Below are 11,795 nucleotides of genomic sequence, written 5' to 3'. Positions count from 1 at the left end.
CCTGTTAAGGTGTGAGCAACGCAATACCGAAGCCGCCGCATACCACCTCGCATAGTGAAAATGCCACGCGTTGCGAATCTCTCTTGAGCAGTTTGTTAGTTTGCATTTCGCACAAATCGCACGATTTAATTAAATTGAACATTTCATGCGATACATTATAATCTAACTGTACACTAAATTGGGAACTGACCATGCATACATTAACAGCCAATGATGCCAAACGAAATTTCGGCGAACTACTTCTGAGCGCACAACGCGAGCCAGTAAAAATCAGCAAAAACAGTAAAGATACTGTCGTTGTCATGTCCATTCGTGACTTTGAAGAGCTAGAAGCTATGAAAGTTGAGTACCTCAAACACTGCTTTAAGTCAGCTAAAGCAGACTTGAACAATGGAAACACTGTTGACGGCGAAAGCTTTATAAATTCGCTATAACTAACTTATGCAAAAGAATAAATACAAGCTAAGTAACTTAGCGCAATCCCACTTGCGCAAAGTCAAAAACTACACTGTTGAAAACTTTTCTGAATTACAGTGGCGCAACTATAAAGACACTTTGCTATCAGGGTTTCAGATGCTAGCTGATAATCCAGGTTTAGGAAGAAGCTGTCACGAGCTATACCCAAATGGCTTTTATTTCCCGATTGGAAAACACACAGCTTATTTAACCAAAGAAGATGACTTTATCTTAGTCGTTGCTGTCTTAGGTCAATCACAGCTACCCCAGAATCATCTGAAATAACACGACTTTCACCCTAGAAATAATAACTGGGGTGAGAGTTTATCCATGCAAACTAACGCCCTGTTAAGGTGTGAGCAACGCAATACCGATGCTTCCGCATGCCACCTTAAACGCTGAAACCAACGCATAGTAAAAATGCCACGCGTTGCGAATCACTCTTAAACAGTTTGTTAAGCCCGCATTGAAAGCACGTGCATTTTTAGACTAGCGGCTATTTGAAGATTCGGTTCAATAGTCAAAGCTAAATCACAATCCAAAACAATCTTCTTAATCAATTGGGCAAACTCATACTGATTTTGACAAAACCTCAGTAACTCATAATTTGCGGCAGCCCTGTTTTGATAAGGAAGAGCTTGTTTGCTGTCCAACTCTAAAGCTAATGTAAAATCATGAACCGCATTGTCAAAACGTGCTTTTTTGACCAAAAGATCGTCTTGAATGTAACCAAGATAATTTAAAGCAATACCTTTATTAGCCAACACATTAAACTCAGGCTCGTAATTTGCAGTTAGCAGTTCAAAGCCCTGAACTGCTAGCTCCAAATACTCTACAGCAGATATTTGGCATTTAGCTTCAGTTGCAATGCCTAACTCTTTGTAGCAACAGCTAAGAAGGTAGTTAGCTTGAAAATAGACTTTAGGATTAACTTTCACGCTGCTTGTAAAGGACTCAACCTTATCAATGCAACGTACATACTGTGACGATTTATAGAGTTCATAGGCAAAGTCGATTAATGACTCTTCTTCATTTGTTGCATCCATTTTGACTGGTAATGTAAGACTGTATTTACTTAGCACTATACCAAACTGCTGAAGGTCTACCCCCGGCAACACCTCTACAGGTCGAATTGTTAAAGGTAAATAGATTAAACCTAGTTTTGCCTCATAGAAGAAGAACCCAACCCCATTTTCATCACCAGTCCAAGCGTATGAATAGGTGTCATTTGCGGCATTTGATACAAACGGAATCTGGACCGGTGGTGTTGACAGTTGAATACGACCTTTAAACTGAGAAAAATAGTGCTTTTTTACATACCTAAATTTACCAACATCAGAGATTGCTGAAATACAAAAACCACCAACACTTTCTACATTTGCATCCGAAATTACGACATCCATAGCTCTTTCAAGATCACCGAGCCCAGAAGTGTGTTGAATATTACGAGTTAAAAGCTGATATCCATCAAAGTCACCAATATATGCAAAGTCTGGTTGCGACACCTGACCGCATGAAATCCTATATATTAAGTTATCAACTGCATGACACACCATGTAGTCTGTGTTTTTTGATAAGCTACTTTGAGTCAAAGTATGAACTACTTTATCTAGTTCAAAGGTTTGAACATCTATTTTATCGAACGCATCTTGTGCTTCAACACTACAGCCTGCAAACGCAATTGCAACTCTCCGACTATCGACTAAAAATAATTTCAATCCACCGTTTTTTTGATAATCAGAGTATGCTGGTAATTCTCGATTCTCTTGATAGTTTAATCTTGTATCGCTAACGATGCAGACGTTGCCTGTTTCATCTTTCTTAGCAAATATTAGACTCATTCAAAATACCTTACTTGAATGGATGGATAAGGGCTTAACGAATGACATGGATTCCCCCTCCCGAGGCTCTGCCACACTCAAGTGGTCAACACAATTACTGGAGGCTCCATGTCTAATCTGTCTTATTGCGGTATCGATCTCGCTAAAAATCACTTCAGTGTTCATGCTATTAACCAGCATGGTAAAGTCATTCTTCACAAGAATGTCACACGCTCTAAGTTGCTTAATACCATAGCAAAACTGCCTCCTATGCGTATAGGGTTAGAAGCTTGCGGTGGTGCTCATTATTGGGCAAGAACATTCAATCAACTCGGTCATGACTGTCGTATTATGGCAGCCAAATATGTTGCACCCTACCGAATGAAAGGGAAAAACGATCTGAATGATGCCGCTGCTATTTGCGAAGCTGTCCAGAGACCATCTACTCGATTTGTCCCCATAAAATCACCTGAGCAACAAGCCGTCCTTGCAACTCACCGTATGCGAGAGCACTGGGTTCGAGAAAGAACGGCATTGATGAATCGGATACGCGCCATATTGTCTGAATTTGGGGTTGTCATGCCGACAGGGAGAGCTTCTCTGATGAAACAAGTTCCACTTATTCTAGAAGATGCTGAAAATCAACTTCCACATCAAGCGCGACAAATTATCAATGAAGCGTATTCGCACCTAAAAAACCTCAACCAACAAATTGAAGACACCGAAACTACGTTTCTGTCTATGGCCAAACAACATGACAATACGAGAAGACTTCTGAAGGTTCGAGGTGTCGGGCCACAGACCGCAACCGCCATCATTGCCGCTATTGGTGATGGCAGTCAATTTGATAAGAGTCGAGACCTAGCAGCTTGGCTAGGTCTTGTCCCTAAACAGTTCTCTACGGGAGGGAAGAATCGGTTAGGAAGGATAACGAAGCATGGCGACAAGTATATTCGTACCTTACTCGTTCACGGTGCACGAGCTGTCATTACCACAATTGGTGATAAACAAAATAGGTTGAGTCAGTGGTGTCGCCAAATAAAGGAAAGACGAGGACTAAACCGAGCGATTGTGGCACTTGCAGCGAAGAATGCTCGCATCATCTGGTCTTTACTCCACAATCAAACCGAATATGAGAACTACGCTGCTTAGCCTCTAAAAGCACTAAGCAGCGTTATTAAGAGTTAAACCCACCGGGTCATTGCAGACGCTAATGATGGAGATAGGTTAAGATCATTTGCGGAGAGCCTGTTAATGCGGCGGACACACTAGATGTCATCTAACGAATAAGGCACCGCAGTCGCGCAAAGTCATCAGGGTCACGATGTATGCGAATCATCGATAAGTAGACCGAATGTAGAGCGGCAGTCCAAAACCCATCACTTGAAGTTTAGCGGATGTTTGACAACCGGGGGAATCCATGTAGCCGCATTAAGGTGTGAGCAACGCTACCACGACACTAAACCATTGCACCGTAAACACGAAACCCAACGATTAGCACCAAAAATGCCAAGCGTTGCGAATCACTCTTAAACAGATTGTTATGTAGCGACCCAATTGCAACCGTTTGCTTCAATAAGTTAGCTCGGTTAAAATATAACCTCTTACAGGAAGTTGTAATTGCTCAAGGATGTAACCTTACATATAAACTGAAGGATACATCATGACTAAAAAAATTATCGATGCAAAACAAGATAGTAAAGGCAACATCACACAAGTGCGGTTTGAAGGTAACTCAGGTTTCACTTCACTTGATACTGCGATGAGAATGGCAGATCGAGGACAAATAGAAAATGCACATACCGTCCGAGCGAAAGACAAAAAACCTCACCTTAGAACTAATCCTGATCGTAAAAAAGGCAATAACTTAGACGAAATGGCTAAGTAAATTCATCTTAGCTAAGGCTCGTAACTAGCCATTGCTTGCCTTAGCTACATAACGCCAAATTAAGGTGTGAACAACGCTAACACCCTACCTAAACCATTGTGCCATAAACACTAAACTGGCTTGAAGTGAAAGCGCCAAGCGTTGTGAATCACTCTTAAATTTATTGTTAGCTTACTGGTCGAGCGGGTTGATGAAATAACCAATAACAACCCAACCGGTTTTGCTTTTAGAAAGAGTTAAGGTTTCTGTCGACTGCCTGCCCGAAAATATCGTTTGATATTGAACTACAACGTACTCACCGTCCGGTATATTCGGCAAGGACTTCATCGACTTTGTCGTTGTTAGACTACGTGATTCAAGATTACCGACCTTTGTACGCACGGCACCTACAGCTGCAGCCCACTCACCTTTTGATATTTGTGTACGAAACAAACAACCAGCACTGTCCCAGCTTTCGCCATAGTGTTGATTGTCTATTAAGCTAAGCCAATCGGAAGCCGCAACATCGATAGGCTTAGTTTGAGCAAATAACAACGTAGGAAATAACGACAGAACCAGAATGAATTTTCTAATCATACAAAATTAACCTTTTCTTCGTTGTAAGCTAACGCCTTGTTAAGGTGTGAGGCACGCAATACAGAAGCCTCTGCATACCACCTTAACCGCTAAACCTGACGCATAGCAAAAATGCCACGCGTGCCGAATCACTCTTGAACAATTTGTTATGTGCCTTTGCGAAGAGAGCCCCAATACACTTTGTGCCTGTCAGCCAAAGGAATGATTTTATATTTTTGAATACCAAGCAGGCACCCAACCCTTGAATGCCCCTCAACTAAATGAGGTATGCCAGATTTACCACCAAGAACATTTGCATCTAGAAATATCGGTGGAGTTAACCAAGTACCATGCTTTTTCCAATGATTGAGTACTTCCTCTCGGCAATCAATCACTGCCTCTCCGACGTCGTTGAAATGCGCTGCATCTTCAGATACCTCCTCAAGAAAATCAGGAAATGAAGCATTGCTACCTATCTGCAAAAACTTCGTCGTATCAAAATCAACTAGCTCCCACTTTAGATCAGGAAGTGATAGATCACCGTAGAGAGCTAAAAAGCGACTGTTGGCATTATGATCAATATAAAACTGTTCAATCACAGAATCAGGCGCACTAACCCCATGCAGCTTGAGTAAATCGATACTCTTATCTGTGCTATATGGATCTAGTGCAATTTTCGACAAGTCTTTATACTTCAATTTATTGCCTCAAAACTCTGGTGGCACATAACGCTTTCAATACGGAGACTGTCCGTATTTTACGAACAAATAGTGCCTTCTTTCTTTTTAGTCTTCAAATACAAATCAATAGTTTAGTGGCATATCGAATGAATTAGAACGCTCTGTTTCGTATAACTTTGGAAGCCAATAGATTTGAGTAAGGAAAAAGCCTATGAGCAGGATGTGAATGAGTAAAAGATCTAACTCATACAGGGTAGTTTCAATCTGATTTTGTTGTTGCTTCTCCTAGGTCAAATTCTTTTGCAATTTGACCTAGGGTTGCTCCTTCAGTTCGACGAGTACGTATTGCATGGCATACTTACTCGTTAAGTTTTGCTTTGGCAATACCTTCAGCTTGCCGCCCAGTACGTAAATCATTTTCGAACTCAGCAATCGACGCCAACATGTTAAACATCAATCTACCAGTTGAAGTGCCGGTATCAATATTTTGGTCAATGACGATTAAGTTGATTTTTTCTTGCTCAAAACGTTTAGCGAGTTGTGCCAGATGAACAACAGCTCGAGCAATGGAGACTGGCTTTTGAATCTGCTTGTGCAAAACTTAAGTGTGAATTGGCAGAAGTAGCGATAGATTTGCGAAGAGGTACGACAAATTTAAATGAACTCACTTGTGTTGTTGATTGAAATCCGCTGATATGCGCTTGTGCTTCTAAGTTCACGAATAGGAAGCATGGATATACACAATATATCTGATCGTTTTTTGACTCTGGACTATACCAATACTGCGTAGTAATGGTTTAGATTTTTCGCCAGCACACCTACGTGCTGGCTTTTTTTGCTTAAGTTCAAACATCGTCGTAAATTATCGAAGCGTATCATAAAATTTAGCTAGGCCTATTCTTAAATCTAAATTTGCCCTTTCTTTTGCCGCTTAGGGAACAGACCTTGCTACAAGGTGGCGAAAGTAGGGGCTCTCCTCTTCAAGAAGCCCCAAACTCATATTTATAAGCTACCTGTTCGGCATGGAAATTTACGAAAGAGTCATTAAATCAATGTACTACGGGAGGTTTCTCTTGGCTTTGCATCAAGGCGTCTATTGCGTTCTGATGACCTTGAACGGCAGCATCTCGATACCACATCTGAGCTATGTGAGCGTTTAGTGGATTATTTTTATCCGACGCATAAATGGTACCTAATACATACTGAGAGTCGGCATGTCCTTGTTCGGCAGCTGCTGTAAACCAAGCCAGCGCTTCAGGCTTACTTTGCACCACAACACCACTTCCCTCTTCAAACATTAGTCCTAAATTGTACTGTGCGTCAGGTAAACCTTGTTCTGCCGCCTTTAAATACCATTCCAACGCTTTTTCTTTGTTAACGCTTGTCCCATCGCCAACCTCGTACATAGAGCCTAAATGAAACTGCGCTTTTGCGTAGCCCCCTTTAGCCGCTTTCTTGTACCATTGATATGCCGTCGCTTTGTTCACCGGAATACCTTGTCCGAAGTCGAAAGCTGAGCCGACATAGAACTGTGCTGCTAAATGCCCTTGATCAGCCGCTTTCAAGTACCAAACAAACGCCTGTTGCCTATTTTCTTGCGTACCGATACCATAAGTGAGCATTCGAGCAACATCATACTGCGCTTCATCCAATCCTAATTCTGCCGCTTTGTAAATCCATTTAAAAGCTTCGCGAAAGTCTTCTCTATTTGAGTGATAAATCATTCCGATGCCGTAGATTGCATCAACATGGCCCTGTTTTGCTGCCTGATGATACCAACCTAACGCTTTATGTTGATTTGTCGAAATACCAATACCGTAGTCATAAAGGGCGCCAAGGGTATATTGTGCTACTGCGTTACCTTGCTCTGCCGCTTTTCGATACCACTTTATTGCGCCTTTCTTGTCTTCTTCGATACCCTCCCCAAAATCTAGCATTCTCCCAACGACATACTGTGATTCTTTGCAGCCCTGTTCAGCCGCTTTTAAATACCAATGGAATGCCGTGCGTTCAGTTCTTTGTTTTATATCGTCTAATGTCCTAGCACTCAAACAGCTCTCAAAGCAATCTAAGACTATCGCTAAGTTGTATTGCGAAGGGGCATAACCTTTCTGTGCTGCTTTAAAAAACCAATCTGCGGCTTGACTTACATCAACATTAACAAACTCCCCATGAAAGTACATATAACCAAGATTGTGCTGAGCCTCTGTGTGTTCTCCAATAGCTGCAGCTTCAAAGAACCCAAAAGCTCTTTCTTTATTGACAGGGACACCCTTACCAAAGTAATGCATTAAACCTTGTGAAAATAACAAGGTTACATTGTCACTTTCGTTGATTTCTTTCGAGTGAACCAATGTGGGAAACGTTGGGCAAACTCCCATTAAAACTACATTTCTTTTTATCATCTAAGAACCAGTATCAGTCGAGTGGGATGAAGGTAAGCATCTAATATTTCAAGCAACAACCATACGGGGCAACCGCTTCTCCATTCATGCATGAATATAAACAAACTCGACCACGCTTTAAGTATGCGAAACCATGAAAGGATTAACACCTAATTAATCTATTGGTGGTCAATAAGTAATGCTTGAATGCCAGGTAAAGTCTTCTGTGTAAGAACAATTACTTTTTAGCGAGCAGATTATGGGAGGCACATGCTGACAACTTACTCGCACATCATTATCAGATAAAAACACTGCTTATCAGTCATATAGTTAGCCAAAAAAGAATTTGCAAAATATCTGTAATCTCTTGGCTAAGTTTTAACGATGAAAATTAGTCGTGTCGAATTTAGTATTGGACTACTTAGAGAACTATTAATTTGAATTGGGGGCCATTACCGCAAACCGTCTCTCTGTTTGAATTTCAATCATACTCGCAAGAGAATAGCATTCTAAACACAACGGAACGATGTAAATAGGTTCCCACGTTAAAAGAGCGCCTTCTTTACGGACATGAGCCCCTTTCTCAGCTGGAGCACAACAGTTTATCGCGCAACAATACACGACTCTGAACCCAGAGCGTTGCTCCCAATAATGAAGCCAATTTCTACAGTCTCTAGGAAGCACTGGAGTTGATGTGTCAACTGTGATTCTAATTTTCATTAACCGACCACCTTTAATAGCTCAATATATAATAAGAGCATTTTTAAACACTGGCTTTTTCCTATATTAAATTTTAAGATAAGCACTCTAAACCCAGTACTATTATTTATTAAAATGAGAAGTATCATATTCCGCTTAAGCGTTAAATATGATTCCACTTCGCTTCCTCGCTCTTTCATCTTTACCGGAATAACGAGAAAAGCATACAAGGAACCTAGTCAATGATTCCCGCCCTCAATTACAATCAAAAGTTGTCAGAGAAAAACAAAGCCCTTATAAAACATAAGCTTACGACAATATCGAGCTAATCATCACCAAGAAAAACAATAGAACAGTGTTCGCCCATCCCGCTATATAGTGTCTTATGACACCACATCTGCAAAAAACCTCTGCATAAGTCAACAACTATTTTCAAATTTGAATATTATTAACGCAAAAACAATAATAATATGTGATTAATATTAAATAAAGTTAGACAATAAACAAAAAATCGATATATATGATTGTTTATAGAATTATCATCAAATCAATAAATAGGCTTTAAACCTTCACTGGATTTCATCATGAGAGCAGTATAAACAACAGACTAAATGTGAAACTTCATGCTTTAGGTTTGAATAATTCTTTAACTTTATCACAAATAATTTACAAAAAACTTATATCAAGTTTTCCAAGATGATTTTAGCCAAATGAATATCATAAAAAACAAACAGAAGTTAAAATGGAACACAATTAATAAAATTTCTTCGGAGATGATCAAACACTTAGAAAAAAATCATGATGTTACAGAAATTAACGACATGAGTAACGATGCCTCATCATTGATATCACTAGCATTAAAAGAAATTGAAGAATCAAAACATTAAACTAAATCTTCATGCTTTAATTATTTAACTCTTTTTATTGTTACCCCTACACCCAAAACATCATAAGAAAAACAAATTAAAGTGCAACTAAACTCATATTTATATTTGACAATTTGCAAATGCGAATCACATTCTAAGTCGTGACTGTTGCAGTTGCTTTTCTTAGGAAATACACGCAAAAATGAGTACGATGAAAATTCTTAAATGCTAAATTCAATACATCTTACTGCTCAAAAAATAAAAAACCTGATTATTTCAACCAGAGGTAATCCTGAGTGTAAGTTGTTTATTGCAGTTTCATCTCGTATGTTACGACGACAAAACACGCACCTTACGAGACAAAGCAAAAGTTCAGCCTTATGGCCTCGCTAATACTTTGATTGTACTGCTGGCAGTGCGACAATTGAAACATTAAAAACCTATGTATCCCCCGCCCTCATAGGGCGGGGTTTACGGCTAAATTGCTAAACAAACAAGTCGATGTTAAATAGAAGTGAGATAAACCCTCCTCTACTTGCCAAATGTTAAGGTAAAACTCACTGGGACATTGTCTGAAATTTTGATCCCACCAACAGTCGCTGCTAATTTAACTAGATTGTCACTCGGGATACCGAAATCAGAAGCATGAATAATTCTCTGGCTATATGAACTTACCAACATATGTTCATTTGACTTCATAATCACTACAGGAAATGTTATCGAATTGACTTTTCCATACATTTGTACATTTACAGGTAATGAGATTAGCTCAGGTTCATTGGATAATAGATTTAAGTCTATTTTTCCGCTTATATGAACTTGAGAATGACTCGTTACATCAAAAAAGAGCGATTTTAAACGCTCATCTCTAATCGAAATTCCCGTGTCAATACTGTCAATTGGGAGTGTTATAGAGAAAAAACCATTTTGATCCAACGTCCCTTCAGATGGTGTCATCGATGCAGCTTCTACAATATACTGGTTTTTTATTGTTGAGAAACTCAATGATGAACGTTCTGGTACTATTTCATAACCAGTCTCTGCATAAAGATTTGTTGAAATAAAACTGGTAATGATAATAATTATTTTTCTACAATTCATAATGCCCCCAAATAACTACTGAACTCTTTTTAACGTACTCGAATCACTATGCGAAAAAGGTTTTCCGTAAATATCTAAATTTGTTGTCTGAGAATAACGTAATGTGTCCTTTTCTGTAAAATCCATCACCATTGTAAACCCTGTAGTCAAGGCGTTATCAAGCATGAACTTACTTTGAGCAATTCCAGAATTTATTGCTGTGAAATTTATTCTAGAACCAGCTTTACCTTCTGTAACAATACAAACTCCCCGCGGTATGCAATAAGAGTTATAGACTAATTGGTTCTTTTTATCATAGAGTAAATATCCTCTCTGATCATGGAATTTTCCATTATCACGTTTGCGGAAAACTTCTTGCTCATAATATATTGCGGTTAAATATTGGTCACTCGCGTTTGTGGCATCTGCAACTGGTTTAAAAGTTATGATTTCATAGAATGATTCAACTGCAGCTCCTCCTTTGCCAACTATTGAATTTTCTTGTCCAGGGGCAACGTCAACACCACCAGAGTCGACGGTTTTCCAAGTCCCAATTAATGATTTTAATGGCCCAAAATCTAACGCTGTCGATGCAGACGCCATTGTTGAAGTTGAAGCACAAAACACTAACAATGCGATTCTATTTTTCATACTATTTACCTTCTGTATAGTAAAACAAGGCTTTATGATACATAAAAGATGAAACGCCCCCCCAAATTAAAACATTGACAAAGAAAGAACTAAATAACGAATCAATTGAAACATCCAAGGTTTTAAATATAAAAAACGTGAAAAATGATGCGATTATAGATATTGTCGCTCCTTTCTTCTTCCAGTTGTTATTGAAAACATCAATAACGTAAAAAATTGCCCATCCACTGCCCCATGCAACTTGTTTGTAAAAAAATTGATTATCAAAAACCAAAGTTCCGGATAGTCCGTTAATAAACCAGATGCTTGATACATTAGCTATACCCCCAATATACCCAGCCCCTAGAGCAAAAAGAACTTTGACCAGCAAAAAGCCGTTGTTATGAGAGATAGACTGCTTCATGACTTAATCCTAATACATCACTATCAACAACTAATATGAATTGACCTTAAATTTATGAATAAAATTTCAATAAATATATTTGTCGAGAAGATAAATTATTTTTATATTTATGTCGTGTTAGAATTCGTATATTTTCATTAAATTAGAATGGATATTCCTGAAAAACGAAACCTAGATTTCAACATCACAAACCTTATATACAGTCTTTAATTACAGACTGAAGTAGACATAATAAAACAACGTAGTTTCATGGGCATGCTCGCTATTTTAAACTGCGCATCTAATCATGAACCTTGAAAATTGGCAAACACAA

12 protein-coding genes are annotated in these 11,795 nt (G+C 39.0%); 4 read left to right on the top strand and 8 right to left on the bottom strand.

What is annotated here, in order from left to right; genetic code table 11:
* Nucleotides 1-191 precede the first annotated feature (191 nt).
* A complete protein-coding gene (locus tag KIT90_RS20660) occupies nucleotides 192-434 on the top strand; it encodes a type II toxin-antitoxin system Phd/YefM family antitoxin (protein WP_285378455.1) in 243 nt (80 codons plus the stop codon).
* 7 nt (nucleotides 435-441) lie between these two features.
* Nucleotides 442-741, top strand: a complete 300-nt coding sequence (locus tag KIT90_RS20655; RefSeq protein ID WP_285378453.1) for a type II toxin-antitoxin system RelE/ParE family toxin — start codon at nucleotides 442-444, stop codon at nucleotides 739-741.
* A gap of 170 nt (nucleotides 742-911) precedes the next feature.
* On the opposite strand, the gene KIT90_RS20645 is transcribed toward KIT90_RS20655, so the two are convergent.
* On the bottom strand, nucleotides 912-2,297 hold the full coding sequence (locus KIT90_RS20645) for a hypothetical protein (protein ID WP_285378449.1): 1,386 nt from the start codon (nucleotides 2,295-2,297) through the stop codon (nucleotides 912-914).
* Nucleotides 2,298-2,405: 108 nt separating this feature from the next.
* On the opposite strand from KIT90_RS20645, the gene KIT90_RS20640 reads away from it, so the two are divergent.
* Both KIT90_RS20640 and KIT90_RS20630 read left to right on the top strand, forming a co-directional pair.
* Nucleotides 2,406-3,428 (top strand): IS110 family transposase, encoded by a 1,023-nt coding sequence (locus KIT90_RS20640; protein ID WP_285378447.1) that lies wholly within the window; start codon nucleotides 2,406-2,408, stop codon nucleotides 3,426-3,428.
* Between the two features lie 511 nt (nucleotides 3,429-3,939).
* Nucleotides 3,940-4,164 carry a DUF3892 domain-containing protein gene (locus KIT90_RS20630; RefSeq protein ID WP_285378446.1) on the top strand — a complete coding sequence of 75 codons (225 nt, stop codon included), beginning with the start codon at nucleotides 3,940-3,942 and terminating at the stop codon, nucleotides 4,162-4,164.
* A gap of 171 nt (nucleotides 4,165-4,335) precedes the next feature.
* Here the strand turns inward: KIT90_RS20630 and KIT90_RS20625 are convergent, their stop codons facing one another.
* The 7 genes from KIT90_RS20625 to KIT90_RS20585 all read right to left on the bottom strand — a co-directional run bounded on the left by KIT90_RS20625 (nucleotide 4,336) and on the right by KIT90_RS20585 (nucleotide 11,482).
* Nucleotides 4,336-4,740 (bottom strand): DUF4019 domain-containing protein, encoded by a 405-nt coding sequence (locus KIT90_RS20625; RefSeq protein WP_285378445.1) that lies wholly within the window; start codon nucleotides 4,738-4,740, stop codon nucleotides 4,336-4,338.
* 146 nt (nucleotides 4,741-4,886) lie between these two features.
* Nucleotides 4,887-5,417, bottom strand: coding sequence for a hypothetical protein (locus tag KIT90_RS20615; protein ID WP_252040630.1), 531 nt, complete (start codon nucleotides 5,415-5,417; stop codon nucleotides 4,887-4,889).
* Nucleotides 5,418-5,757: 340 nt separating this feature from the next.
* A complete protein-coding gene (locus tag KIT90_RS20610) occupies nucleotides 5,758-5,997 on the bottom strand; it encodes a recombinase family protein (protein WP_285378442.1) in 240 nt (79 codons plus the stop codon).
* Between the two features lie 451 nt (nucleotides 5,998-6,448).
* Nucleotides 6,449-7,804 (bottom strand): tetratricopeptide repeat protein, encoded by a 1,356-nt coding sequence (locus tag KIT90_RS20605; protein ID WP_285378440.1) that lies wholly within the window; start codon nucleotides 7,802-7,804, stop codon nucleotides 6,449-6,451.
* Between the two features lie 2,075 nt (nucleotides 7,805-9,879).
* A complete protein-coding gene (locus KIT90_RS20595) occupies nucleotides 9,880-10,449 on the bottom strand; it encodes a YceI family protein (RefSeq protein WP_285378438.1) in 570 nt (189 codons plus the stop codon).
* A gap of 15 nt (nucleotides 10,450-10,464) precedes the next feature.
* On the bottom strand, nucleotides 10,465-11,079 hold the full coding sequence (locus tag KIT90_RS20590) for a heme-binding beta-barrel domain-containing protein (RefSeq protein ID WP_373417706.1): 615 nt from the start codon (nucleotides 11,077-11,079) through the stop codon (nucleotides 10,465-10,467).
* Between the two features lies 1 nt (nucleotide 11,080).
* The gene (locus KIT90_RS20585) at nucleotides 11,081-11,482 is read right to left on the bottom strand and encodes a hypothetical protein (protein WP_285378437.1); all 402 of its coding nucleotides are present in this window, start codon (nucleotides 11,480-11,482) and stop codon (nucleotides 11,081-11,083) included.
* Nucleotides 11,483-11,795: the final 313 nt, after the last annotated feature.

The sequence above is a fragment of the Vibrio sp. B172a genome, from assembly GCF_030248355.1.
GTDB lineage: Bacteria > Pseudomonadota > Gammaproteobacteria > Enterobacterales > Vibrionaceae > Vibrio > Vibrio owensii.
The sequence above is the reverse complement of the archived record's forward strand: the minus strand, read 5'-3'. Positions and strand labels throughout refer to the sequence as shown.